The sequence below is a fragment of the Allobosea sp. TAF32 genome (assembly GCF_052113585.1).
Lineage (GTDB): Bacteria > Pseudomonadota > Alphaproteobacteria > Rhizobiales > Beijerinckiaceae > Allobosea.
In genome coordinates, this window is the sequence record NZ_JBFRDM010000006.1 from 147,866 (window position 1) to 172,383 (window position 24,518).

A 24,518-nucleotide genomic window follows, 5' to 3' on the forward strand; every position below is an offset into this window, starting at 1 on the left:
ACCATTGAGCGGGCGCGCGGCCATCACCGTGCCCCCGCCGCCGGATATTGGTCATGCCCGTCTTCGCCATCCCTTTCCCGATGATCGATCCCGTCGCGGTTCAGATCGGGCCGCTCGCGATCAAATGGTATGGGCTGGCCTATGTCGTCGGCCTCCTCGGCGGCTGGTGGTATGCGCGCCGCCTTGTCGCTTCCGACGGGCTCTGGGGCGGACGGGCGCGGCCGCAGCCGGTCGAGCTTGACGATATGCTGCTCTTCGTCGCCTTCGGCGTCGTGCTGGGCGGGCGCATCGGCTTCGTGCTGTTCTACGATCTGCCCCGCTATCTCGAGCGCCCGCAGGATATCCTCGCGATCTGGCAGGGCGGCATGTCCTTCCATGGCGGTTTGATCGGCGCGACACTGGGCCTGTGGCTGTTCGCGAAGCGGCGTGGCTATCCGGCGCTGTCGGTGTTCGATCTGGCCGCTGCGGTGGTGCCGATCGGGCTTTTCCTCGGCCGCATCGCCAATTTCATCAATGGCGAGCTCTGGGGGCGGCCGGCGCCGGACTTTCCCTATGCGATGATATTTCCCAATGGCGGGCCGGTGCCGCGCCATCCGAGCCAGCTCTATGAGGCGCTCGGCGAAGGCCTGCTGCTCTTCATCCTGGTGAATCTCGTCGTCCGCTTCGGCGGCTTCAGGCGGCCGGGACTCGTCGCCGGCATCTTCGGCATGGGCTATGCGCTCGCCCGTATCGTCTGCGAGTTCTTCCGCGAGCCCGACGCACAGCTCGGCTTCCTGTTCGGCACCTCGGTCAATGCGCTCTCCGGCGGCATCACCATGGGCATGCTGCTGTCGCTGCCGGTGTTCTTTGCCGGGCTCTGGCTCGTGCTGCGCAGCCGGAACGCCGCGCCGGGCGAGGTGCGTGCGTGAGCGCGCTCAAGGCAGAGATCGTCGATTTGATCCGGCAGGAGGGGCCGATCGGCATCGGCCGCTATATGGCGCTGGCGCTCGGCCATCCCCGTCATGGCTACTACATGACGCGCGACCCCTTCGGACAGGACGGGGATTTCACCACGGCGCCCGAGATCAGCCAGATGTTCGGCGAGTTGATCGGGCTATGGGCCGCCCATCTCTGGCAGGCGATGGGCGCGCCCGCGCGGCTGCGCCTCGTCGAGCTCGGCCCGGGGCGCGGCACGTTGATGGCCGACATGCTACGCGCGACGCGGATCGTGCCCGGCTTCCACGAGGCGGCCTCGGTCCATCTCGTCGAAACCAGCCCGGCCCTGCGCCAGCGTCAGGCGGCGACGCTGATGGGAAGCGAACCGGTCTGGCATGACACGGTCGCCCAGGCGCTGTCCGGCCCCGCGATCATCGTCGCCAACGAATTTCTCGACGCGCTGCCGCTCGACCAGTTCGTGATGACGCCCGAAGGCTGGCGCGAGCGGCTCGTGGGGCTGGATACTACAGGCAATCTGGCTTTCGGTCTGGCTGCGGAGATGGAGGGTGCTTTGAACGTCTCCGCTCCAGCCGGAACGGTTTTCGAGCAGCCGACGCTCGCGCTCGACATCGTCGCACAGGTCGCCGGCCATGTCGCGGCGGAGGGCGGCGCGGCGCTCTTCGTCGATTATGGCTCGGCGCGCTCCGGCTTCGGCGATACGCTGCAGGCGATGAAACGGCATGGATTCGTCGATCCGCTGGCTGAGCCGGGGGAGGCCGACCTCACCGTCCATGTCGATTTCGAGCGGATGGGGCAGGTCGCGCTCAAGGCGGGGGCGGCGCTGCACGGCCCCGCGAGCCAGCGCGATTTCCTGTTGGCGTTGGGACTTCCGCAGCGGGCGCAGGCACTGTCGCTCAAGGCCGATGCCGCCCAGCGCGGGGCGATCTCCGCCGCCTTCGACCGGTTGATCGAACCCGGCGAGACCGGCATGGCCGATTTGTTCAAGGTTCTCGCGCTATCGCAGCGGAACCTGCCGCCCTTGCCCGGATTTGACCTTCATCGACTGCCAGATCAGGGCTGACTTCAGCGAGCCTCCAGCGCCTTCGCTCAAACCGGACTCGAACCATGTTCATCACCGCCCGCGAACTCGCCGGAGAGCCCGGCATCCGCCACGCCTTCTTCACCCGCGAAGGCGGCGTCTCGACCGGGATCTATGCTTCCTTGAACGGCGGGCTGGGCTCTTCGGACGATCCATCCGCGATCGCGGAGAACCGGATGCGGATGGCGCAGCACCTCGCGGTCGAGCCGGCACATCTCGTCAGCCTCTACCAGGTGCATTCCGCCGATGTGGAGGTCGTCACCGGGCCCTGGCCGGGGGAGCGCCCGAAGGCCGATGCGATGGTGACGACCGCATCGCATGTCGCGCTCGGCGTCAGCACGGCCGATTGCGGGCCGATCCTCTTCGCGGACAGCGAGGCGCGGGTGGTGGGCGCCGCCCATGCCGGCTGGAAGGGGGCGTTCACCGGCATCGTCGGCGCGACAGTGACCGCGATGGAGAAGCTCGGCGCACGGCGAGAGCGTGTCACGGCCGTGCTTGGGCCGACCATCAGCGCAAGGGCCTATGAGGTGGGGCCGGAATTCATCGAGCGCTTCAAGGCCGAGAACCGGACCTATGCGCGCTTCTTCACGCCGTCCGAGCGGCCGGCCCATGCGCTGTTCGACCTCCCGGCTTTCATCACGCTCAAGGCGCAGGAGGCGGGAATCGGCCGATTCGTCGATATGGGCCTGTGCACCTATGGCGACGAGAAGCACTTCTTCAGCTATCGGCGCACCACCCATCGCGGCGAACCCGATTACGGCCGCCTGATTTCGGCGATCGTGCTCGACTGAACGGGAAACTGCCGACGGAACGGTCATAGCGCTTGTCGCGGCCCGCAAGCGGAGTCATCGTCGCTGCAGGCTGGTGGGAATGCATCGCTTCCCCGGCTCACAGACGTTCTTCGGGCGATGCATTCACATGCGGGGGCCGAGATGGAACAGATTCTGATGAACCTGATCGCCGGTGCGATCGGGGGGAATGCCGCCGGCAAGACCAGTCCCAGCTTCGATCTCGGGACATTGGGCAATACGATTTCCGGGCTGGTAGGCGGCGGCGTGCTCGGCCAGCTCGTCCCGCTCGTGCTGCCCGCGATCAGCGCGGCTGCACAGGGTGGCAATCTCAGCGTTGGCGGGGTCCTGACGAACCTGATCGCGGGCGGCGCGGGCGGCGCCGTCCTGACCGCGATCATCGGCGCGCTCAAGAACAGGGCAGCCTGACAGCGGTCCGCGAATACGGCAGCCCGGCTTCCCGCGGAGCCGGGCTGCATGTCCTGCAAGGGTACGGACTTGCGAGTGGCACGGGGGGCGGGGATGCTGCGCCCGGAAGAAGTCTCGGAGGCCGCCTTGTCCCGCTCGATCACCTATTACTTCTCGCTTCACTCGCCTTGGACCTATCTGGGCAACGCGACCTTCCACGACATTGCGCGCCGGCATGGCTGCACGATCGATTACCGGCCGATGCCCTTGCGCTCAGTGTTCAACGAGACGGGCGGGCTGCCACTGCCGAAACGGCATCCCGTGCGGCAACACTACAGGTTGGTCGATCTTCAGCGCTGGCGTGAGCGGCGCGGCCTGCCGCTCGTGCTTCAGCCCAAGCATTTTCCCTTCGATCCGTCCTTGGCCGACCGGATGACGACCGCGATTCCGGCTGGTGGCGGCGATCCTTTTGCCTTCATCAGCGATGTGATGGCGGGCGTCTGGGCACGCGACGAAGACATGGGCCGCCCTGAAGCGCTTCTGGCTTGCGCGAACCGAGCGGGGCTCGACGGGCTGGCTCTGCTCGCCGCGGCCGACAGCCCGCCGATCCGGCAACGCTACGAGGCCGCGCTGGGTCAGGCCGTCGAGGCCGGTGTCTTCGGGGCACCGAGCTATGTGCTCGATGGCGAGGTGTTCTGGGGGCAGGATCGGCTCGAACTGCTCGATTCGGCACTGGCGAGCGGACGTGCTCCCTATCGGCCCGACAGCGAAGCCTGAGAATCAGCCGACGATATCGGGCGTGCGCCAGCCGAGATGTTGGCCGGCATCGACCGCGATCATCTGGCCGGTTACCGAGCGCGCCCGAGCCAGGTAGAGAACGGCCTCGGCGATCTCGCCCGGGGAGACCTTGTGGCCGAGCAAGGTCGCTGCCGCCTCCTGTTCCATCAGCTCGGGGCCGTCATAGGCGTTGGGAAAGGTCGGGCCGGGGCCGACCGCATTGACGCGAATCCGCGGTGCGAGCGCCTGCGCCAGGGTTCGCGTCGCGGTGAGCAGGGCGGCCTTGGTCAGCGTGTACGAGTAATACTGCGGCGTCAGCTTCCAGACGCGCTGGTCGACGATATTGACGACCGCTCCGCCCGCTTGCTCCGGCAAATGTGTCGCCAAGGCCCCAATCAACAGCGAGGGCGCGCGCAGATTGACCGCGAACTGGCGATCCCAGGCTGCGACGTCGAGCGAGCGGACATCGTCGTCGACGAAGCTCGCGGCGCTGTTGACCAGCAGCGTGACCGGCCCCAGCGCCTCCGCAGCTGCCGGAATCAAGGCAGACACGGCCTGCGTATCGGCGAGATCGGCGGCGAGGGTGCAGCAGGCGGAACCGGCGCCGCGGAGTTCGGCGGCCAGGGCTTCGGCCTCATCGCGACTGTCACCGTGGTGGATCGCGACTGCGTAGCCGGCTTGCGCCAGTCGCGTGACGATCGCGCGGCCGATACGCCTCGCACCGCCCGTGACCAGCGCGACTTCAGTCATCCGAGGAGGGCCGGTCGCCGGGCGTCACCACGCCCTTGACGGAAGAGCGCCGTTGCAACCGACGCTCCCAATGCTTGGCAGCGCGCAGATAGCGATAGAACGCATAATTCATCGCGGTCATGAAGCCGTAGACGCCGCGCAGCGCATGGCGGCGGCCGATATAGGCCTTGACGAAATTGGCGGGAAATTCGGCCAGGAGCCTGAATGCCGAGAGCGTCTCGCCGCGGGCGTCGAGATCATCCGCCTGGGCATCGCTGTAGGCATTGAGTTTTTCCATCTGCTCGCCCAGCGACCGGACGGAGAAGTGGTGGATCGTACCCTTCAGCCGTCCGACCTTGGTGCCGGGCAGCAGATCGACGCGGTCGTGCACAGGCGAAAGCGAATAGCGGCCCCAGCTCTTGCGATAGAGCCGCACGGGGGCGAGCGCATAGGCGAAGCGATGCGGCGCCTTCTCGCCAGGGAAGATCTCGGCGATGCGGATCTTGTAGGCGTCGGCTGGCGGTGGGCCGCTGGCAAAAAGCGCGGAAATCTCGGCCACGAGATCCGGTGGCAGCACTTCGTCGGCATCGACGTTGAGGAGCCAATCGTGACGGCACTGTTCTTCCGCGAAGCGCTTCTGCTGGCCGTAGCCCGGCCAGGGATTGAAGATCACGCGGGCGCCGAGCGATTCCGCCAGGGCCTGAGTCCCATCGGTCGAACCGGAGTCGACCAGCACGATGTCGTCGCTGAGCGCGCGGGCGGCTTCGATGGTGCGCCCGATGCGGTCCACTTCATTCAGTGCGATGAGGAAAATCGAGAGAGGAGGCACGGTTCCGTCACTTCTTGAGATTCCACGGCTTAAGCATGTCCAGTCCGGTGCGGCAAGTTTAGTGCCTGAAGCCCTGGGCAGATCTCGTTGAAATTGTGGAACCTTAACCTGCGGCCTGCGTTCGTCGCCCGGACCCGTTCCCGTCAGCGAGCGGGGCTAGCGTGTTATTAGTATTCGATCTAGCATGCCTATTCCTATGAGCGTGGTTAACCTGTATTTACCTATTTGCGTGCAGTCATCGCATTCGTGCCGCATTTCTGCCGCGGTCTGCACGACAGATGTGCTTCCGATGCAACAGACAAAGCCGTGGCCCCTGTCTTATAAAGGGTTCATCGAAATCACCTGCCGGCCTGTCCGGCGCTTGCGACGACTAAGGAGTTTATCATGAAGAAGTATCTGCTTGCGAGCGTCGCCGCGCTCGGCATTGTCGCCGCTGGCGCTGCCTCGGCTGCCGACCTGCCGTCCCGCAAGGGCCCGGTCGCTGCTCCGGTTTACGTTCCCGTCTTCACCTGGACCGGCTTCTACATCGGTGCCAACGCCGGCTACGGCTGGGGCAACGTGAACAGCAACGGCTTCAACAACATCGGCAACCTCGACGGCTTCGTCGGCGGTGGTCAGGTCGGCTACAACTACCAGATCGGCCAGTTCGTGGTCGGCGCGGAAGCTGACATCCAGGGCGCTGACCTCAGCACCGGTGGCAACTTCTTCGGCGCCAGCGTCAAGACCGAGTACTTCGGCACCGTCCGTGCTCGCCTCGGCGTCGCCTTCGACCGGTTCATGCCCTACATCACCGGCGGCTGGGCCTATGGCAACGTGAAGACCTCGATCCCGGGCATCGGCTTCTCGTCCGACCGCACCCACACCGGCGGCTGGGCCCTCGGTGGTGGTCTCGAGTACGCCTTCACCAACAACCTGATCGCTGGCGTCGAGTACCTCTACGTCGACCTCGGCGACAAGAACGTCACCACGCTGGCTGGCACCGGCAAGGTCGGCACCGATTTCTCGGTCGTCCGCGCTCGCCTCAGCTACAAGTTCTGATCTTCTCCTCTCGGAGACAGAACGAACCCGGTGGCCTCGGCCACCGGGTTTTTTTGTTGTCGCGGTCCGGCGGATACTCCGCCCAGCTTCTGCCATGGAAACGCCGGCAGCTTTTGACTGCCGGCGGACCGGATTGATCAAGGCATCGGGATGGCCGATGTCGGTCGAACTGTTCAGCCTTTGAAGCGCGTGGTCTCGAAGGCTGGGACGCGGGCCGCGAAATCGTCGAGCCAGGCGACGAGCGCCGGATGAGCGGCACGCCATTTTCCCGCGAAGCGCAGATCCAGATAGCCGAGCGCGCAGGCCAAGGTGATCTCGCCGATGCGCGGGCGATCCGGGAAGGCGGGAGGCGCTGCCTCCAGCGCGGCGAGGCCGCGCGCAACCTTGCCTTGCTGATGGGATAGCCAGTTCGGGTTGCGCCCTTCCTCTGGGCGGAAGCGGCCTTCATAGACCTGGAGCAGGGCTGCGTCGGCGATGCCGTCGGCAAGCGCTTGCAGACGGAGCTGCAGGAAACGCTCCTGGCCGGCCGGGATGAGCCTGCCGCCGGAGATATGGTCGAGATAGTCGAGGATGACCCGCGAATCGAACAGCGTCGTGCCGTCCTCCAGAATCAGCGTCGGGATCTTGCCGAGCGGGTTCTGCTGACGCAGCGGCTCCGACGGATCGGTCGTGTCGGCTGCGACGATTTCGATGCGGTCCATCAGCCCGAGTTCGAGGGCCGCCATCTTGACCTTGCGGCCGAAGGGAGAGGCGGGGGAGGAGCGCAGGACGAGCATCGGCGAATTCCTTCGGGAAGAGCGGGCGATCAGCCGTCGGGGCGGATCGCTTCGCAGAGATAGCGCGGTCGCGGCCCCTGCGCGAGGCGCTCGGTCAGAGCCGGCAGCAGGATGTCCGCTTCCTTGGCGAGCAGCCATGGCGGGTTGACGATCAACAGACCTGTCGCGCCGAGGCCGCCTGCCGCTTCGGGCCGATCGACCGCGATCTCCAGGCGCAGGATCCGGGTGATTCCGCTCTCGACGATCTCTTCCACCATGCGCTCCACAGCCCGGAGATCCTTGATCGGATACCAGAGCGCGTAGATGCCGGTCGGCCATTTGCGGTGGGCCGCGATGAACTGGGCGGCGAGGGTCGCAAACTCGTCCTTCTGTTCGAAAGGTGGGTCGATCAGGACGAGGCCGCGCCGTTCCTTGGGCGGCACATTGGCCCTGAGTGCCGTCCAGCCGTCGATCGCCAGCGCCTTGCAACGCCTGTCGCGCCCGATCGCCTCGACAAGCTTCTGATAGGTCGGCGGATGTAGCTCGGCTGCGATAAGCCGGTCCTCGGGCCGCATGAGGTTGCGGCAGAACCAGGGCGAGCCCGGATAGGCGCCGGCTCCGTAGAGAGCGCGGATGCCGGCAATCGCGGCACGGTAGGGGGCAAGCAATTCCTCGGCCGCGGGGGCGAGCGGCGACTGGTCGAGCCGCGCCACGCCATCCTTCCACTCATGCGTCCGCAGCGCTTCCTCGGAGCCGAGGTCGTAGCGCCCGCTGCCGGCATGGGTGTCGATGATGCGATAGGGCGTCGGCTTGGCGGCGAGATGCAGCAGGACGCGCGTGAGAACGACATGCTTGAGCACATCGGCGAAGTTTCCGGCATGGAAGCCGTGGCGGTAGTTCATGGCTGCGTTCGTAGATCATGCGGCCCGCGCCTGAAAGCGGCAAAGGCCATCGCGACAGCCGCTTTCAGCGCGGTGCGACGACGGTGAATTCGCGGGCGCGGCAACCGGAACGATCGACCTGCTGGCAGCTGCGAAATTCGCGGAGATCCTTGCTCAAGCAGATTCGGACTTCCTGCAGCACGCCGCGCTTGCATGCGACGGACATCATGTCGGTGCGCAGGCCGGGATTGGCCGCGACGAAAGCGCGCTCGAGATCGATCGCTGTCCAGCTCTGGTCGCGATCAACCTTGGCGAGAGCCGGCGGAATAGCCACCTTGTCGCGGGCGCGGCGGACATCGCGAAAATAATCGCCCGGGCTCGATCCGCTGCAGGTGCCGTGCTTGCGCCATTCGTAGCGGGCAAGGCTTTCGCTCGGAAACAAGCCATCCGCCTCGCTCAGCGCGAGCCGCGAGGGCGAACGGCCGGCGGGCCCGCAATCGCTGGGGTAGCCACGCTCGTTCTGTGGCCAGAGGCCGTGGACGACGAAGCGAAGGCCGCTGCTCTCGCCGCACTGCTCACGGTTGCGGGTGCGATCACCATCGAGTTCGCAGAAGCCGGGCGACCAGGACAGGGCCAGGACGTAGAAATCAAACTCGCCCGGCGTGCCGCCGCGCGAGCCGAAGCCCTGCGCGGAGGCGGTGGCGCCGAAGCAAAGCAGCGACAGGGCTACGAGCGCGAGGCGCTTCATCATGGCGCGCCCTGCGCGTCAGGGGCGCGCCATCTGGCAGTCGGGCGCATAGGCCCGGTTACGGTCGAGACCGCTGACGCACCAGTTGACGTTCCAGGTCATCCCGAAGAGGCCGAGACGCTCGCGGACGGAATAATCGACGCGGTGGAAGTTCCCGTCGTTGAGCAAGATGCGGCCGGTGCAGAAGCGGCGCGGAATGAAGTCGTCGCCCCAGGGGCGAAAGCCGATCTGCGCGATGCGGTCATAGTTCACCGCGCGAAGCGGGCCCCAGAACTTCGCTTCGCGGGAGTTGAACCAGCTCGTCAGTTCGTCGAGCACGGCAGGATCCTCGCAGGCGGGGACGTTGCCGGAATAGGGGATGATGCGCGCCTCCGCCCGATCCGCGGGATCAACGTAGCGGCGGCCGGTCGCGCCGGCGGCAAAGGCCGTCAGGCACGCGAGAGAGACGAGGGCGGTTCGCAGCAGGGCGCGGCGCATGGAATCAGGCCTCTTCAGGAGGGCAAAGCTAGACGGCACGATGGCGATGCCGCGGGCGAGGGTCAAGAAAAGATGCTTCTCGTTGCTCTTGCGGAGCGCCCTGGGGTCTTTGCGGTAACAGTCTCCGCGTCATGCGAGACAGCCGGGGCATCTCGTCGGATGCCATGCTGGTGCGCTTCTCCGGCTTCGGACAGATTGTGCGTGATAGGGGAGACGCCATGACGAACTGCTTCGACGATCCGGCCGCGCGCATCTCGGATGCCGATGTGCTGCGCAATCATATCGGCCCGGTCCATCCGCTGGCGACCGGCAAGGTCCTGAGCAGGCTGGACCGGTTCTGTCGCGATTTCATCGCCCTCTCGCCGTTTCTCGTGCTGGCGAGTTGCGATGCGCAGGGCAATGCCGATGCGAGCCCGCGCGGAGACGGGCCCGGCTTCGTGCTCGTGCTCGACGACAAGACGCTGCTGATTCCGGATCGGCGCGGCAACAACCGGGTCGATTCCCTCGGCAATGTCATGTCCGCGCCCGGCGTCGGCCTGGTCTTCATGGTGCCGGGCATTCCCGAGACGTTGCGCGTGAACGGCAAGGGGCGGGCTACGCGCGATGCCGAACTGCTGGCGCCGTCGGCCATGCTTGAGCGTGCGCCGGTCACCGGCCTGATCGTCGAGGTCGAGGAGGCCTATTTCCACTGCGGCAAGGCACTGATCCGCTCGAAGCTGTGGGACCCGGCTTCGCAGGTGCCACGCCATAGCTTCCCGACGCTCGGCCGCATCATTGCCGACCAGACCAAGGCGGTCGATGGCGACGAGGCCGATCGCAATCTCGAAGAAGGCTATCGCACGCGTCTGTACTGACGGGCGCCGGACAGGTCGAAACGAGGTTCCCGGGCAAGCCGTTGTCTGCCGTCTGTCCTCGGTCGGCGGGCGTCAGGGAGCACCGGCTCCCGTCGCTTCAATCGGTGACGGCGCGGGGGCCGCCCGGCGCTCGAGGATGAGCAGGGCGAGGCCCGCGGCCACGATCAGAGCCGCGCCGCACAGCATGGCCGGTGTCGGCCAGTCGTGGAAGATGAACCAGCCGAAAACCAGCGCCCAGACGATCAGCGTGTACTGATAGGGGACGACGACGGAGGCTTCCGCCAGCTTGAGCGAGCGGGTGACGCAGATATGGGCGGTCATGGCGACGATGCCGAGCAGGCCGAGCAGGGCTGCGTCCTTCAGGCTCGGCGTAACCCAGCCGAAGGGCAACAGTGCCAGACCCATCAGCAGCGCGCCGAGCGTCTGCCAGGTCACCAGCGTCACGTCCGGCGTGCCGCGCAGCTGTCGGCCGGCGATCATCATCGCAGCAAAGAAGAAGCTGCCGACCACGGCGATCAGCGCCGGCATCGACAGGCTCGCGCCGCTCGGATTGAGCGCGACAGCGACGCCGACGAAGCCCAGCGCCACGGCAAGCCAGCGCCAGCCATCGACGCGCTCGCCCAGCAGCAAGGCCGCGAGGATGACGACCCAGACCGGTGCGGCAAGCCAGATCGTCATGGTGTCGGCGAGCGGCAGATAGCTGACGGCGAGATAGAACAGCGCGACCTCGCCGGAGCCGAAGAGGACACGCAGCGCCTGCAGGTGGGGACGCTCCGGCTTCAAGGTCCGGTGCACGCCCTGCTTGAAGACGAAGGGGATGATGACGACGAGCGCGGCCAGGCTGCGCATCACCAAGACTTGCCCCACCGTGTAGGTGGCGACCAGCCATTTGCCCATCACGTCGTTGAGCGAAAACAACAGGATGCCAAGGAGCATCATGGCGATGCCGGTGAGGGAGGCGTTGCGGGCGGTCATGGCGGGGCGTTGGTTCTCTGAAGCGGGCCACAACTGGCCGAGTCCGGGAGCTCTGGCAATCCTGCGCCGCAGCATCACGGGCGCCACTGAATAATTTAAGTATTGACTTAATTAAGTGAGAGCGGAATCATTCCGGCATGGACCGCTTCGCCGCCCTTGCCGACCCGACCCGTCGCAGCATCGTCGAGATGCTGGCGGAGCGAGCGCTTCCCGCTGGGGATATCGGGGCGCACTTCAGTGCGAGCCCCCCGGCGATCTCGCAGCATCTCAAGGTGTTGCGCGAGGCGGGGCTGGTGACGGTCGAGGTCCGTGGCCAGCAGAGGATCTATCGGCTCGACCCGGCCGGGCTCGATGCCTTCGACGCCTGGCTGCGCCGGGTGCGGCGCTTCTGGGCACGCCATCTCGATCTGCTGGAGCAGGAACTCGCAAAGCCCGAGGCGGGCGAGGGAGAAACGCGATGAGCGAATATGGTGTCGTGCTGGAAAGCGGGGCGGTGCGCTTCGAGCGCTTGCTGCCGGGGCCGATCGAGCGGGTTTGGTCCTATATCGCGGAATCTGAGAAGCGGGGGAAATGGCTGGCGACAGGGGCGTTCGAGCTGCGGGCAGGCGGGCAGGCCGAACTGCTGTTCAGGCACTCCGAAATCACCGATGAGGCACCGCCGGAGGCCTACCGCGGCGTGCATGAGAACGGCGTGCGCGCGACCGGCACGATCACGCGCTGCGAGGCGCCGCGGATCATCGCCTTCACCTGGGGGGGGCGGCGGCGAGCCGGAGTCCGAGGTCGAGTTCGCGCTGACCCCCAAGGGCGACAAGGTCCTGCTGGTGGTGACGCACCGCAAGCTCCCCAGCAAGGCGGAGATGACCAGCGTTTCCGGCGGCTGGCACATGCATCTGGGCCTGCTGGAGGATCTGCTCAGCGGCAGCGCACGCCGCGGGTTCTGGTCAGGGCACGCGAAGCTCGAAGCCGAATATGCCGCACGCTATGCCGGCTTGCCGGAACCTGGCGGGGCGGATTGACTACAAGCTCGCCGCCGCCCGCGCAGCCTGGTCGTACTGGCCCGACAGGGAACGCATCGCGGCGGCGATCTCCGAGAGTCGGGCGGGATCCGTGCCGGTCGCACGGACGGATTTGACCAGAAGCTGCTCGCGGATCTGAGCGTAGCGCCGGCAGGCCTCCTCGCCGGCCGGAGTAACCTCGACGGTCTTCTCCTTGCCCTTGCGACCGCCCTTGAGCAGCTTCAGCCGTTCGAGCTTCTTCATCGAATAGTTCACCAGATGAGTGTCCTCGATATTGAGCACGAGGCAGACATCGGCGAGCCGCTTCGGTTTGCCGCGGTGGTTGACGTTGTGCAGCACGAGCACGTCGAGCGGCGACAGGTCAGCGATGCCGGCCGCCGCCATGCAACGGATCATCCAGCGCTGGAAGGCATGCACCGTCATGTTCATGGCGAACTCGAATTCCGAGAGCGCCGGTAATGCTCCCGATGCGAGGTGGCCGGAGGAGACGATCGGGCCGAGGTCGTCGGGGGGCGAAGAGGTCATGGCGCTCGATCGTCCTGAATAGAAACGCTGCGTCGTCCCGGACAAGCCGCGTGAGCGGCGCCGATCCGGGATCCATGCCTGAATCACTCCGGCATGGATCCCGGGTTTCCTCCGGTCGCCCGGGATGACCGTGATCGCGATTTGGCGCGGGGGCGAAGCGCCCGCCTCACATCTTCTTATAGGAGTCGACGATCGCCTGGCCGTCGCTGCCGGCCTTCTTCAACCAGTCGGCGGTCAGCGTCTCGCCCGCCTTCTTGAAACCGGCCGCCAGTTCCGGCGACGGTGCCTGCACCTTCATGCCCTTGGCCTTGAGCTGGTCGATGTACCAGCCGGCCTTCTCCTGCCACATCTTCCAGCCGCGTTCCTCGGCGGCGGCGGCGGCCTTGAGGATGGCGTCCTGCGTCGGCTTGTCGAGGGCGTTGAACGCCGCCTTGTTGACGAAGGTCGCATCCTTCGGGATCCAGGCCTGGACGTCATAGAAACGGTCGAGCGACTCCCAGACCTTGGAATCGTAGCCGGTGCCGCCCGACGACATGAAGGAGTTGACGACGCCCGTGGCGAGCGCCTGCGGCAGCTCCGCCGCCTGGATGGTGACGGACTGCATGCCGAGCAATTCGCCGAGGCGGGCGGTGCCGACATTGTAGGAGCGCCATTTCAGCCCCTTCATGTCCTCCACCGTGTTGATGTCCTTCTTGGCGTAGACGCCCTGCGGCGCCCAGGGAACCATGAAGAGCAGCTTGATGCCTTGCGCGTCGAGCTTCTTCTCGACGGCCGGCTTCGAGGCGAGATAGAGCTTCTTCGCATCGGCGAAGCTGGTCGCCAGGAAGGGCACCACGTCGATGCCGTAGATCGGGTCCTCGTTCTCATGGAGCGACATCAGGACCTCGCCCATCTGGGCCTGGCCGCTGGCGACGGCGCGCTTGATTTCGGGCGCCTTGAACAGAACCGCGTTGGCATGGACAGTGATCTGGAGCTTGCCTGATGTCGCAGCCTCGACGTCCTTGGCGAAGAGGGCGAGGTTTTCCGTATGCGGATTGTCGGTCGGATAGGCGTTGGGGAGATTCCACTTCGTCTGCGCCGAGGCCGGGGCGGCCATGGCGAGCGCGCTGACGCCGAGGGCGAAGGCGGCTGCCGTCAAGGTTCTGCGGTTGATCATGCTGACATTCCCTCTCTCTGGTTGATTGTGATTGCGACGGTCACCGATCCGGGAAGGCCAGGTTCGGCAGGTAGAGCACGATGTCGGGGAAGGTGGTGATGATGATGACGGCGACGTTCAGCAGAAGGAAGAACGGAAAGGCCGCCTTCGCAATCGTCATCGTGTCCTTGCCGCTCATGTTCTGCAGCACGAACAGGTTGAAGCCGACCGGCGGGGTGATCTGCGCCATCTCGACATGGATGACGAGGTAGACGCCGAACCAGACGAGATCGAAGCCGGCCTCCTTCACCATCGGCAGCACGATCACCGCCGTCAGCACGATCATCGAGATGCCGTCGATCAGGCAACCCAGGATGATGTACATGCAGGTCAGCGCCAGCACGAGCATATGCGGGGAGAGCGACTGGCCCTTGACCCAGTCCGCCAGCGCCGCCGGGATGCCGGTATAGGCCATCGCCGCCGTGCAGAAGGCCGCGCCGGCCAGGATCAGCATGATCATGCAGGTCAGGCGCGTCGCGCTCATCACGCTTTCGACGAAGGTTCCCCAGGTCAGCGTGCCGCTCCACCAAGCCAGGAACAGCGCGCCGGTCACACCCCAGGCGGCGCACTCGGTCGCGGTGGCGAAGCCGAGCACGAGTGAGAGGAAGACGGCCGCGATGAGCAGGAGACAGGGCGCGAGCTTGGCGGACTGGCGGACCTTGGCCATGAACGCCATCGGCGGATCGCGCGGCGGCACCTTCTTCGGGTTCAGCCAGGACCAGATGATGACGTAGCCCATATAGAGCGCCATCACGAGCAGGCCGGGCAGGAAGCCGCCGAGGAAGACCTGCAGCACGGAGACATTTGCCGTGACCGCGTAGACGACCATCGGGATCGACGGCGGGATTAGCAGTCCGAGCGTGCCGGAGCCGGCGAGCGTGCCGATGCTGATGCCTTCGTCATAGCCGCGCTTCTTGAGCTCCGGCAGGGCGATCTTGCCGATCGTCGCGCAGGTCGCCGCCGAGGAACCGGAGACGGCGGCGAAGATGCCGCAACCGACGATATTGGTATGCACGAGCCGACCCGGCAGCCATTGCAACCACGGGGCGAGGCCCTGGAACATCTGCGCCGACAGCCGCGTCCGGAACAGGATTTCGCCCATCCAGATGAAGAGCGGCAGCGCGGCCAGCGTCCAGGAGGCCGAGGCGCTCCAGACGGTCGTGGCCAGCACCTGTCCGATCGGGACATCGGTGACGAGGACCATGGCGAGCAGGCCGACGAGGCCGAGGCCGACAGCGATCCAGACACCGCTGGCGAGGATGACGACGAGGAAACCGAGCAGGACGATGGCGAGGACGGGAAGGGTCATGGCTCAGACGCCCCCGCCTTGCGCGACGCGCTCGATCAGCTCTTCCGTCGTCTGCGGCGGCTCGGGCTCGTAGGTCGGCTTGCCGCCGCGCGCCACGGTGATCCATTCCTCGGCGATCGCGACCAGCAGGATCGCCAGTCCGATGACCATGCCGCTCTGCGGAATCCAGAGCGGCACCGAAACGACGCCGGTGGACATGTCGAAGAACTGCCAGGAATCATAGGCGAGCTTTCCGGCCTGCCAGGTGAAATAGCTGATGAAGGCCCCGGCGATCGTCAGGGAGACCAGTTCCGCGATCCGTCGCGCGCGGCCATGCAGGCGCTCGAGCAGCAGCCCGACGCGGATCATCTCGCCCTTCCTGAAGGTGTGGGCAAGGCCAAGGAAGGCCATCGCGACCAAGGACCAGGCGGTGAAGTCGTCGCCGGAGGGGACGTTGAGATTGATCTCGCGGCCGACCGACAGCAGCATCATCAGCACGAAGATGCCGACGAGAAAGAACCCTGCGAGGTAGCCGGCTGCAAGATAGAGCGCATCGAGCGTGCGGCGGATCATGGCGCGCGCCGCTCCCGCCGGTCGATGGCGCGTGCGCGCCCGGTTGCCAGGGTTGCTCGCATCGTCACATCCTCCGCTTTCGTACCGGCCTGGCCCCTCAGCCATGTTCCAGTCACAATCGAGATCGTAGCCGTCGGAATCGCCTTGTCAATAACTCATCGACGATTTATCGATAAAACGTCAGCGTAATCCATTGCTGGCCTGGCGGAGGGGGAGATCGTCTTATGTCGGCGGCTTACTGGGACTTCTGGATCGATCGCGGCGGCACCTTCACCGACGTGATCGGGCGCGATCCTGCTGGCAATCTCCATGCCAGGAAGCTGCTTTCGGAGAACCCCGGCGCCTATCGCGATGCGGCCGTACAGGGCATCCGCGACCTCCTCGGCCTGAAGAAGGGCGAGCCGATCCCGGTCGGGGCCGTCGGCGAGGTGCGCATGGGCACCACCGTCGCCACCAACGCGCTGCTCGAGCGCAAGGGCGATCGGACGCTGCTGGTCACCACCAAGGGATTCCGCGACGCACTGCGCATCGGCTACCAGGCGCGGCCCGACATCTTCGCCAAGGAGATCGTCAAGCCCGAGCAGCTCTATGACGACGTGCTGGAGGTCGAGCAGCGCGTGCTCGCCGACGGCACGGTCGAGCAGGCGATTGACGAGGCCGCGGTCCGCACGGCGCTGCAGGCGCAGTACGATGCCGGCTTACGCGCCGTCGCCATCGTCTTCATGCATGGCTATCGCTATCCGGCGCATGAGCAGGCGGCGGCGCGCATTGCTCGTGAGATCGGCTTTCCGCAGGTTTCGGTCAGCCACGAAGTCTCGCCGCTGATCAAGCTGGTCGGGCGTGGCGATACCGCCGTGGTCGACGCCTATCTCTCGCCGATCCTCGGCCGCTACGTGCAGCAGGTTTCGGAAGAACTGGATGTCGCCCGCACCGGCGCGCGCCTGATGTTCATGATGTCCTCGGGCGGTCTCACCGCCGCCGAATTGTTCCAGGGCAAGGATGCGATCCTGTCCGGTCCGGCGGGCGGCGTCGTGGGCCTCGCCGAGACCGGCCGCTCGGCCGGCTTCGACAAGGTGATCGGCTTCGACATGGGCGGCACCTCGACCGACGTCGCGCATTTCGACGGCGAATATGAGCGCGCCTTCGAGACCGAGGTCGCCGGCGTTCGCATGCGCGCGCCGATGATGCTGATCCATACGGTCGCGGCCGGCGGCGGCTCGATTCTCCATTATGACGGCGCGCGGTTCCGCGTCGGTCCGGATTCGGCCGGGGCCAATCCGGGGCCGGCCGCCTATCGCCGCGGCGGGCCGCTCGCGGTGACCGACGCGAACGTCATGGTCGGCAAGCTGATCCCCTCCTACTTCCCGACGATCTTCGGCCCGCAGCAGGATCAGCCACTCGATGTCGAGGTGGTGCGGGCGAAGTTCGCCGCGCTGGCAGAGGAGGTTGGCGATGGCCGCTCGGCCGAGGAGGTCGCTGACGGCTTCATCCAGATCGCCGTCGCCAACATGGCCGAGGCGATCAAGAAGATCTCAGTGCAGCGCGGCTACGACATCACCCGCTATGCGCTGAATTCCTTCGGCGGTGCCGGCGGCCAGCATGCCTGCCTCGTCGCGGATGCGCTCGGCATCAAGACCGTGCTGCTGCACCCGTTCTCCGGGCTGCTTTCGGCCTATGGCATGGGGCTGGCCGAAATCCGCTCGACGCGCACCGCCGCGCTCGATGTCCCGGTCGACGGAGGGGCGAAGGCCGCGATCGACGCCGTGGCCGAGAAGCTCGCGGCCGAGACACGCTCGGAAGTCGCGGGGCAGGGTGTGCCGGAAGGCGATATCGCCATCCATGTCCGCGCCCATATCCGCTATGCCGGCACCGACACCGCCATCGCCGTCCCGGCGGGCACCCGAGCCGCGATGCAGGAGGCTTTCCAGACGGCGCATAAGGCGCGCTTCGGCTTCATGGACGAGACCAAGGCGCTGGTCGTCGAGGCTGTCGAGGTCGAGGCCGTCGGCGGCGGCGCGAAGTTCGAGGAGGCCGCTGCCTCCGAGCAGGCGGGCGAGCCGGCCGTGGCCGAGCGCTCGCGCTTCTTCGCCAAGGGCGCATGGCACGATGCGGCGATCGTTCGCCGCGAGGCGATGAAGCCCGGCCAGAGCGTCGCGGGACCAGCGATCATCATCGAACCCAACCAGACCGTCGTCGTCGAGGACGGCTGGACGGCGAAGCTGACGGCCAAGGATCATCTCGTCCTCGTCCGCACCAAGGCGCTGGTCCAGCAGGCGGCGATCGGCACCAAGGCCGATCCGGTGATGCTCGAGATCTTCAACAACCTGTTCATGTCGATCGCCGAGCAGATGGGCGTGACGCTGCAGAACACCGCCTATTCGGTGAACATCAAGGAGCGGCTCGATTTCTCCTGCGCGGTCTTCGACCAGACCGGCGCACTCGTCGCCAACGCGCCGCACATGCCGGTTCATCTCGGCTCGATGGACCGCTCGGTCGAGACGGTGATCGCGAACAACCCGGTCATCCGGCCGGGCGACGTCTATTGCCTCAATGCTCCGTACAATGGCGGCACGCATCTGCCCGATATCACGGTCTGCACCCCGGTCTTCGATGCCGAGGACAAGGAGATCCTGTTCTGGGTGGCGAGCCGCGGCCATCACGCCGATGTCGGCGGCACGGCGCCGGGCTCGATGTCGCCGCTGGCGACGAACATCGAGGAAGAAGGCGTCTATATCGACAATTTCAAAATCGTCGATCAGGGCCGCTTCTGCGAGGAGGAGCTGGTCAAGCTGCTCACCGGTGCGCGCTATCCGGTCCGCAACGTCGTGCAGAACGTCAACGATCTGAAGGCGCAGATCGCTGCCAATGAGAAGGGCCTGGCGGAGCTGCAGAAGATGATCGGCTCCTTCGGGCTGGATGTCGTGCAGGCCTATATGAGCCATGTCCAGGACAACGCGGCCGAGAGTGTGGCGCGGCTTTTGACCAAGCTGCATGATGCCGAGTTCACCTATCCGATGGATCAGGGCTGCGCGATCAAGGTGAAGATCACCATCGACCGCGAGAAACGCGAGGCGACGGTCGATTTCACCGGCACCTCCGAGCAGCGGCCCGACAATTTCAACGCTCCGGCGCCGGTGACGCGCGCCGCTGTGCTCTATGTCTTCCGCGTCATGGTCGACGATGCCATCCCGATGAATGCCGGCTGCCTCCGTCCCATCCGGATCGTGGTGCCGGAAGGCTCCATGCTCGCGCCGCGCTATCCGGCCGCAGTGGTGGCGGGGAATGTCGAGGTGTCGCAGGCGGTGACGAATACGCTGTTCGGCGCGCTGGAAGCCATGTCGGCCTCGCAGGGCACGATGAACAACCTCACCTTCGGCAACGACCAGTATCAGTACTACGAGACGATCTGCTCGGGCTCGCCGGCCGGTCCCGGCTTCAACGGCACCTCTGGCGTCCACGTCCACATGACCAATTCGCGGCTGACCGACCCGGAGATTCTGGAGACGCGCTTCCCGGTCGTGCTGGAGGATTTCCATATCCGCCTCGGCTCCGGCGGCAAGGGCGAATGGACAGCGGGCGACGGCACCAGCCGCACCATCCGCTTCCTCAAGACGATGGACTGCGCCATCCTCGCCTCGCACCGCAAGGTCCGGCCCTTCGGGGTGAAGGGGGGCGAACCCGGTCAACTCGGCAAGACCGTGGTGCGCAGGCTCTCGGGCGCAGTCGAGGAGCTGAAGCCCTCCGACCAGACGCTGCTTCAGGCCGGCGAGGCGGTGACGGTGATCACGCCGACGGCGGGCGGTTATGGAAAAGCGAAGGACTGAAGCCGCGGCAGCTTGAGACGTCCCGTGCCTCAGCTCGGCATGGGCACGCGCCCCTTCACGGCGTTGGCCCGCGCGACATAGGAGGCGCGGCCATCGTCACCGATGGTAATACGCGTGCGGACCTTGTCCCTGAGCTGGGCCACAGCCTGCGAGGGCAAGGCGGCGATGGCGGGGGCGATGGTCGCGCCGAGCGTGCTTGCGAGCCAGAACGCATCGAAATCGGCGAAATAGCGGCGTACGCTGATCTCGCGCGTCTCGACATCGCGCAGCCCTGCCAGCGTCCAGAGCTGGGCCATGCTCTCGATCCGCGAGACGTCCGCGCTCGGCGGGCGTGGCGGCGTCATTCCGAGCGCCTTGAGTTCGATCAGAACGGGGTCGAGCGGAAAGCCGCCGCCCGGCATGTCCCAGGCATAGGCGGCGACGAGGCCGCCGGGCCGCGTGACGCGCGCCATCTCGGCCACGCCCTTGGCGGGGGCGGGCACGAAGAAGATCACCAGCGCCATGACCGCCGCATCGAAGCTCCTATCAGGGAAGGGCAGCTCCATGGCATCGCCCAACGTGAATTCGGCGAGGCTGGCGACGGGGCGCTTGCGGGCATAATCGAGTTGCCCCGGCGACGGGTCGATGCCGCTCAGGGCGGCCGGCGCGCAGCGATCGAAGATCAACTGCGTCGAAGCGCCGTTGCCGCAGCCGATATCGGCCCAGCGCAGGCCTACGGGCGCGGCGAGCCAGTCGAGGAAGACGTCCCCGGCGAGACGGCTCCATTTGCCCATCATCTCTTCATAGGCGGCGCCGTCGTTGAAGCGGATCTGCTGCTCGGTCATGTCGACGGCCTTTTCCAATGTTCGGAGGCGGACTATCCGTCTGGAAATAGGCGCCGCTAAGCCCTACCTCCAGTCTCCGTCACGGAGAATGCTCATGCCCCAGACTTGGATGATCACCGGTGCCAATCGCGGCATCGGGCTTGCGCTCACGATCGAACTGCTGCGCCGTGGCGACCATGTCATCGCCGCCGCGCGCAGTCCCTGGGGCGGAGCGCTCGGCGAACTCGCGGCGGCGCATCCCGGCGCGCTGACGCTGGTCGAGCTCGACGTCACCTCCGACGCGAGCGTAGCCGCCGCCAAGGAGGCGCTGGCCGGCCGCGCCATCGATGTTCTGCTCAACAATGCCGGCCTCTACGGCCCGCGCGACCGGCAGGCCGGGCTCGACGTCGATTTCGACGCCTGGCGCGAGGTCTTCGAAGTCAATGTCTATGCGCCCGTCAGGGTCGCGCAGGCCTTCCTGCCGAACATCGAGGCGGGCCAGGGTCGCAAGATCGCGACGATTTCAAGCCGCATGGGCTCGATCGGCGCCAATCCCGGCAACGCGCTGATCTACCGCTCGTCGAAGTCGGCGGTGAACATGGCGATGGTGGTGTTCGGCAACAGCGTGCGCGAGCGCAATGTCAGCGTGATGCTGTTCCATCCCGGCTGGGTTCAGACCGATATGGGCGGCAGCGGCGCCGACATCACGCCGGCCGAGAGTGCCCGCGGGTTGATCCGAACCATCGATGCCTCCGGCATGGCCGAGACCAACAGCTTCCGCGACCACACAGGCGAGAAGATCGCCTGGTGAGGCCGAGGCATCGTCGGCTCAGTTCGCCCGCGTCGAGGCGAGCCAGAGACCGCCGCCAATCAGAAAGCCGCCGCTGAGCTTGGACAGAAGCCGGACGCGCCGCTGCGAGAGCAGATGGCCGGCGCGTCCGGATAGCAGCGCATAGGTGCCGTCGCTGAGCGCGGCGAAGGCTAGCGCCGTCGCGCCCATGATCGCGATCTGTGTGGCGTGGTCGCGCGACGGATCGAGGAATTGCGGGAAGAAGGCGCCGAAGAACAGCAATGTTTTTGGATTGCTGAGAGCTACGAGCGCGCCCTGCAGGAAGAAGCCGCCGCGCGGCGGCTTGGCCGGGGCGCCGCGATCGAGATCAATGCCGGCCGAGCGGAACATCTTCCAGCCCAGCCAGATCAGATAGGCGGCGCCGGCCAGCCGCAGCCACTCGAACCAGTGGCCGAGCGCGGCGATGACCGAACTCAGCCCGATGCCGGCGATGACGACCATGCCCGCAAGCCCAGCCTGCGTTCCTGCCACATTGAGGAGGCCGGCGCGGGTACCGTGCTTCAGGCTGTTGGCGACGATCAGCGTGACCGTGGGCCCGGGAACGATGATGATGACGATGCAGGCGAGGAGATAGGCGGCATAGACTTCGAGCGACATGGCGCGGGCCTCCGGCTGTGGCGCTTAGTGATCTGCCGATGTCGGACGGGTGTCCAGCCCCTTCACATCATCGCCGAAACGGGAGGTTCGTAATGGGGGCTGCCAGCTTTTTCGTGTGCCCATTGACGCCGGAACGCTGGAACGACCTGGAGGATCTCTTCGGTCCGCAGGGACCCTGCTATGGCTGCTGGTGCAACCATTTCCGCATGCCGCAGCGGCTGCGCATGCCCCTGCTAGGCGAGGGCGCGCGGCAATTGTTCGAGGACCGCGTGAAGAAGGGGCCGCCGCCCGGCGTGCTCGCCTATGCCGAGGGCAAGGCTGTCGGCTGGCTGCAGGTCGGTCCCCGCGCCCACATCCCCGAATGGAACAATCCGCAGCGCGCCTCGACGCCGCTGCCGGATGCGCCGGCGGACGACGAGCGGAACTGGGCGGCTTCCTGCTTCTTCGTGCGCAAAGGCTTTCGCGGCAAGGGCGTCACCGGGGCTCTGCTCGATGGAGCGATCGATTTCGCGCGGACGAGCGGCGCGCGATTGATCGAAGCCGCTGCAATGGCGAATCAGGACAAGCGCAGCGCGGAAGGGCTCTATGTCGGGCCGGAAACCATGCTCCTGCGCGCTGGCTTCGTCGAGGTCGCCCGCCAGAAGCCGGGGCGGCCGCTGCTCAGGCTGGTGCTTTAGGCGGGGCGGGTTTCGCTCTATGCGAGGATGAAGCTACGGATCGCCTGCAAGGCGCCATCGCGATCATCGGCGACGATCCCGTGTCCGCAATCGGCGAAGCGCTGAAATTGGACTTGTTCAGGTGGGAGGCTTGCCGCGATCTGCTCGCTGAACGCGATCGGTGTGATCGGGTCCCTGTCTCCGGCCATAACGAGGACCGGACAGGAAATGCGCGCAAGTTCATCCCTGAAATCGAAGCGGCCGTGCTCGTTGCGGGGGCCGTTGAAGTGGACGCCGGTTTCGTTGCGCATGATGGCGCGGGCGATCCATGACCCGTCATCCGTCTGGTTGCGAGGCGCGTAGAGCGGGACGCAGACCTTCCCGTAGACCGCCCGGGTCGCATCGGAGGGGGCCGACCAATAGCCCCTTGCCGCGTTTTCCGCTTCGGCGCCTCCCATGCGTTCGAAGGCCTCATAGACCTGCTGAAAATCGAACTTTGCGGCCGTGCTGACCAGGATCAGCTTCGCGGTATGGCCGGGATGGCGCGTCGCATAGGCTTGCGCGACGAAGCCGCCGAAGGACGTTCCCAGCACGATCGGCTTCTCGATACCGAGCGTGTCGCAAAGGGTCCTGACATCGTCACCCCATTGGTCGAGCGTCCAGCGGTCTGTCGGACCGTTCTCGCTACGCCCGCAGCCGCGGTGATCGTAATAGACGATCTGGGCGATATCGCTCAAAGCCGAGAAGGCAGGCTTGTACATGCTATGGTCGAACCCCGGCCCGCCATGGAGCAGGACGAGTGTCGGCTTCTCGCGCATCCGCGGCCCGTCGGGGACCAGCCCGGCTCCTTCGATATCGACGTAAAGGCGAACCCCGTTCACTGTGACGTGCATGATTGTCGTATCCGGGAGTTCAATTCTTCAGGTCGTTCAGGAAAGCCGTCAGCCGGTCCAGTGCCTGCCTTCCTTCAGGGCGGTCGAGATCGAACTGGTATTCGTGCGGCAACTTCGGCTCGGTCTCCGGCGGGAAGAACAGCGTCTCGACCTTGACGCCGCGGTCGCGTAGCGCCTGCGCCATCACCACTGATTGCGGCGCCAGCGGGTCGCCATTGCCGACCGAGATGAAGCTGCGCGGAAAAGCTTCCGTCACATAGCGGGGCACCGCCGCCTCGGTGATGCGTTCGCTGTCGAATGGGTTCGACGTGCCGAAATAGGCCAGCAGCACGGAACGGATGAAGCCGCCGAAGGGGCCGGTCAGCTCGAATGCAGTCGGGTCGAAGGCGCCGCAGAACAGGATGGTGCCCCGCAACGCTGCCGGGTCCACAGCCGGTTTCAGGCCGAGCAATTCGGCATAGTCCCCGCCTGTCAGCGCGGCGGCGAGTTGGGCGGCGATATGGGCGCCGGCCGAGTCGCCTGCGAGCACGATCCGGGTAGGATCGATGCCGAGGCTCTGGCCTTCGCGCTGCAGGAAGCCGAGCGCCTCGTTCACCTGTCGAACAGGCTCGGGATAGCGGGCGGTCGGTGCGCGGGTATAGCCTACCGCGACGGCAGGAAATCCGCGCCCGGCCAGAACCTTGAGATAGGGCGCGACATCCTTGCGGTCGCCGGCGACGAAGGCGCCGCCATGGATCCAGACGACGGTCGGCCGCCCCGGTTTGGCCTCACCTTGGGGCAGATAGACGTCGAGGCGCGCCTCCTCCGCTGCGCCATAGCGGATGTCGAGCAACTCGCGAATGTCGGTCGGAAGATGTTTGGCGAGGGCGGCATCGGTCTTCGAGGCGCCGTAGCCGAAGGCAAGCCGCGTCAGCAGGGCCGAGGGCCAGGGCGACAGGACGAAGGCCGCATAGGCTGCCAGCACAAGGCCAAGACAGAGCAGGAGAATCCGGGTGGCGCGAGGTCTCATGCCGCGAAGCTAGGCT

At 66.2% G+C, this 24,518-nt stretch carries 27 protein-coding genes and 1 pseudogene; 13 read left to right on the forward strand and 15 right to left on the reverse strand.

Annotated features, from left to right (window positions below):
- The first annotated feature begins 53 nt into the window (after positions 1–53).
- The 5 genes from lgt to AB4Z16_RS14285 all read left to right on the forward strand — a co-directional run bounded on the left by lgt (position 54) and on the right by AB4Z16_RS14285 (position 3,987).
- Positions 54–908 (forward strand): prolipoprotein diacylglyceryl transferase, encoded by an 855-nt coding sequence (gene lgt, locus AB4Z16_RS14265; protein WP_441512013.1) that lies wholly within the window; start codon positions 54–56, stop codon positions 906–908.
- Positions 905–1,996, forward strand: coding sequence for a class I SAM-dependent methyltransferase (locus AB4Z16_RS14270; RefSeq protein ID WP_441512014.1), 1,092 nt, complete (start codon positions 905–907; stop codon positions 1,994–1,996). Before lgt ends, AB4Z16_RS14270 begins: the two co-directional genes overlap by 4 nt.
- A gap of 44 nt (positions 1,997–2,040) precedes the next feature.
- Entirely contained in the window at positions 2,041–2,805 is a 765-nt protein-coding gene (gene pgeF, locus AB4Z16_RS14275) for a peptidoglycan editing factor PgeF (protein WP_441512015.1), read from the forward strand.
- A gap of 141 nt (positions 2,806–2,946) precedes the next feature.
- Positions 2,947–3,231, forward strand: coding sequence for a hypothetical protein (locus AB4Z16_RS14280; RefSeq protein WP_441512016.1), 285 nt, complete (start codon positions 2,947–2,949; stop codon positions 3,229–3,231).
- Positions 3,232–3,357: 126 nt separating this feature from the next.
- Positions 3,358–3,987, forward strand: a complete 630-nt coding sequence (locus AB4Z16_RS14285) for a 2-hydroxychromene-2-carboxylate isomerase (RefSeq protein ID WP_441512017.1) — start codon at positions 3,358–3,360, stop codon at positions 3,985–3,987.
- Positions 3,988–3,990: 3 nt separating this feature from the next.
- On the opposite strand, the gene AB4Z16_RS14290 is transcribed toward AB4Z16_RS14285, so the two are convergent.
- The gene (locus AB4Z16_RS14290) at positions 3,991–4,737 is read right to left on the reverse strand and encodes an SDR family oxidoreductase (protein WP_441512018.1); all 747 of its coding nucleotides are present in this window, start codon (positions 4,735–4,737) and stop codon (positions 3,991–3,993) included.
- Positions 4,730–5,545, reverse strand: coding sequence for a glycosyltransferase family 2 protein (locus tag AB4Z16_RS14295; RefSeq protein ID WP_441512019.1), 816 nt, complete (start codon positions 5,543–5,545; stop codon positions 4,730–4,732). The genes AB4Z16_RS14290 and AB4Z16_RS14295 overlap by 8 nt, the downstream gene beginning before the upstream one ends.
- 384 nt (positions 5,546–5,929) lie before the next feature.
- Between AB4Z16_RS14295 and AB4Z16_RS14300 the strand changes: the two genes are divergently transcribed.
- Complete coding sequence (locus tag AB4Z16_RS14300; protein WP_441512020.1) at positions 5,930–6,583, forward strand: outer membrane protein; 654 nt, start codon at positions 5,930–5,932, stop codon at positions 6,581–6,583.
- A 173-nt stretch (positions 6,584–6,756) separates the two neighbouring features.
- Here the strand turns inward: AB4Z16_RS14300 and AB4Z16_RS14305 are convergent, their stop codons facing one another.
- From AB4Z16_RS14305 to AB4Z16_RS14320, 4 genes are all read right to left on the reverse strand, one after another.
- Positions 6,757–7,359 (reverse strand): glutathione S-transferase, encoded by a 603-nt coding sequence (locus AB4Z16_RS14305; RefSeq protein ID WP_441512021.1) that lies wholly within the window; start codon positions 7,357–7,359, stop codon positions 6,757–6,759.
- 29 nt (positions 7,360–7,388) lie between these two features.
- Positions 7,389–8,240: a 23S rRNA (adenine(2030)-N(6))-methyltransferase RlmJ gene (locus AB4Z16_RS14310; RefSeq protein ID WP_441512022.1), complete on the reverse strand. Its 852-nt coding sequence runs from the start codon at positions 8,238–8,240 to the stop codon at positions 7,389–7,391.
- A 64-nt stretch (positions 8,241–8,304) separates the two neighbouring features.
- Positions 8,305–8,967, reverse strand: a complete 663-nt coding sequence (locus AB4Z16_RS14315; RefSeq protein WP_441512217.1) for a ribonuclease T2 family protein — start codon at positions 8,965–8,967, stop codon at positions 8,305–8,307.
- 18 nt (positions 8,968–8,985) lie between these two features.
- Entirely contained in the window at positions 8,986–9,510 is a 525-nt protein-coding gene (locus AB4Z16_RS14320) for a hypothetical protein (protein WP_441512023.1), read from the reverse strand.
- 152 nt (positions 9,511–9,662) lie between these two features.
- On the opposite strand from AB4Z16_RS14320, the gene AB4Z16_RS14325 reads away from it, so the two are divergent.
- On the forward strand, positions 9,663–10,298 hold the full coding sequence (locus tag AB4Z16_RS14325) for a pyridoxamine 5'-phosphate oxidase family protein (RefSeq protein WP_441512024.1): 636 nt from the start codon (positions 9,663–9,665) through the stop codon (positions 10,296–10,298).
- A 72-nt stretch (positions 10,299–10,370) separates the two neighbouring features.
- Here AB4Z16_RS14325 and AB4Z16_RS14330 read toward each other — a convergent pair whose 3' ends face one another.
- Positions 10,371–11,273 (reverse strand): DMT family transporter, encoded by a 903-nt coding sequence (locus AB4Z16_RS14330; protein ID WP_441512025.1) that lies wholly within the window; start codon positions 11,271–11,273, stop codon positions 10,371–10,373.
- A 137-nt stretch (positions 11,274–11,410) separates the two neighbouring features.
- On the opposite strand from AB4Z16_RS14330, the gene AB4Z16_RS14335 reads away from it, so the two are divergent.
- The 3 genes and pseudogenes from AB4Z16_RS14335 to AB4Z16_RS14345 all read left to right on the forward strand — a co-directional run bounded on the left by AB4Z16_RS14335 (position 11,411) and on the right by AB4Z16_RS14345 (position 12,289).
- Entirely contained in the window at positions 11,411–11,734 is a 324-nt protein-coding gene (locus AB4Z16_RS14335) for an ArsR/SmtB family transcription factor (protein ID WP_441512026.1), read from the forward strand.
- A 219-nt stretch (positions 11,735–11,953) separates the two neighbouring features.
- Positions 11,954–12,127: pseudogene (locus AB4Z16_RS14340) on the forward strand (hypothetical protein); the annotation flags it as partial.
- 3 nt (positions 12,128–12,130) lie between these two features.
- The gene (locus AB4Z16_RS14345; protein ID WP_441512221.1) at positions 12,131–12,289 is read left to right on the forward strand and encodes an SRPBCC family protein; all 159 of its coding nucleotides are present in this window, start codon (positions 12,131–12,133) and stop codon (positions 12,287–12,289) included.
- On the opposite strand, the gene AB4Z16_RS14350 is transcribed toward AB4Z16_RS14345, so the two are convergent.
- The 4 genes from AB4Z16_RS14350 to AB4Z16_RS14365 form a co-directional block, all read right to left on the reverse strand.
- Positions 12,290–12,814 carry a winged helix DNA-binding protein gene (locus AB4Z16_RS14350; protein WP_441512027.1) on the reverse strand — a complete coding sequence of 175 codons (525 nt, stop codon included), beginning with the start codon at positions 12,812–12,814 and terminating at the stop codon, positions 12,290–12,292. It abuts the gene before it with no gap.
- Between the two features lie 166 nt (positions 12,815–12,980).
- Complete coding sequence (locus AB4Z16_RS14355) at positions 12,981–13,970, reverse strand: TRAP transporter substrate-binding protein (RefSeq protein WP_441512028.1); 990 nt, start codon at positions 13,968–13,970, stop codon at positions 12,981–12,983.
- A 40-nt stretch (positions 13,971–14,010) separates the two neighbouring features.
- The gene (locus tag AB4Z16_RS14360; RefSeq protein WP_441512029.1) at positions 14,011–15,318 is read right to left on the reverse strand and encodes a TRAP transporter large permease; all 1,308 of its coding nucleotides are present in this window, start codon (positions 15,316–15,318) and stop codon (positions 14,011–14,013) included.
- Positions 15,319–15,321: 3 nt separating this feature from the next.
- The gene (locus AB4Z16_RS14365; RefSeq protein WP_441512030.1) at positions 15,322–15,870 is read right to left on the reverse strand and encodes a TRAP transporter small permease; all 549 of its coding nucleotides are present in this window, start codon (positions 15,868–15,870) and stop codon (positions 15,322–15,324) included.
- Between the two features lie 224 nt (positions 15,871–16,094).
- Between AB4Z16_RS14365 and AB4Z16_RS14370 the strand changes: the two genes are divergently transcribed.
- Positions 16,095–19,694, forward strand: coding sequence for a hydantoinase B/oxoprolinase family protein (locus AB4Z16_RS14370; protein ID WP_441512031.1), 3,600 nt, complete (start codon positions 16,095–16,097; stop codon positions 19,692–19,694).
- Between the two features lie 29 nt (positions 19,695–19,723).
- On the opposite strand, the gene AB4Z16_RS14375 is transcribed toward AB4Z16_RS14370, so the two are convergent.
- Complete coding sequence (locus AB4Z16_RS14375) at positions 19,724–20,518, reverse strand: class I SAM-dependent methyltransferase (RefSeq protein ID WP_441512032.1); 795 nt, start codon at positions 20,516–20,518, stop codon at positions 19,724–19,726.
- Positions 20,519–20,612: 94 nt separating this feature from the next.
- On the opposite strand from AB4Z16_RS14375, the gene AB4Z16_RS14380 reads away from it, so the two are divergent.
- Positions 20,613–21,308 (forward strand): SDR family oxidoreductase, encoded by a 696-nt coding sequence (locus AB4Z16_RS14380; RefSeq protein WP_441512033.1) that lies wholly within the window; start codon positions 20,613–20,615, stop codon positions 21,306–21,308.
- A gap of 18 nt (positions 21,309–21,326) precedes the next feature.
- Here AB4Z16_RS14380 and AB4Z16_RS14385 read toward each other — a convergent pair whose 3' ends face one another.
- Positions 21,327–21,944, reverse strand: coding sequence for a LysE family translocator (locus AB4Z16_RS14385; protein ID WP_441512034.1), 618 nt, complete (start codon positions 21,942–21,944; stop codon positions 21,327–21,329).
- A 92-nt stretch (positions 21,945–22,036) separates the two neighbouring features.
- Here AB4Z16_RS14385 and AB4Z16_RS14390 point away from each other — a divergent pair, with 92 nt between their 5' ends.
- Positions 22,037–22,621 (forward strand): GNAT family N-acetyltransferase, encoded by a 585-nt coding sequence (locus tag AB4Z16_RS14390; RefSeq protein ID WP_441512035.1) that lies wholly within the window; start codon positions 22,037–22,039, stop codon positions 22,619–22,621.
- A 17-nt stretch (positions 22,622–22,638) separates the two neighbouring features.
- On the opposite strand, the gene AB4Z16_RS14395 is transcribed toward AB4Z16_RS14390, so the two are convergent.
- Positions 22,639–23,493, reverse strand: a complete 855-nt coding sequence (locus AB4Z16_RS14395) for an alpha/beta fold hydrolase (RefSeq protein WP_441512036.1) — start codon at positions 23,491–23,493, stop codon at positions 22,639–22,641.
- 19 nt (positions 23,494–23,512) lie between these two features.
- Positions 23,513–24,502, reverse strand: a complete 990-nt coding sequence (locus AB4Z16_RS14400) for an alpha/beta hydrolase (protein ID WP_441512037.1) — start codon at positions 24,500–24,502, stop codon at positions 23,513–23,515.
- Between the last annotated feature and the right edge of the window lie 16 nt (positions 24,503–24,518).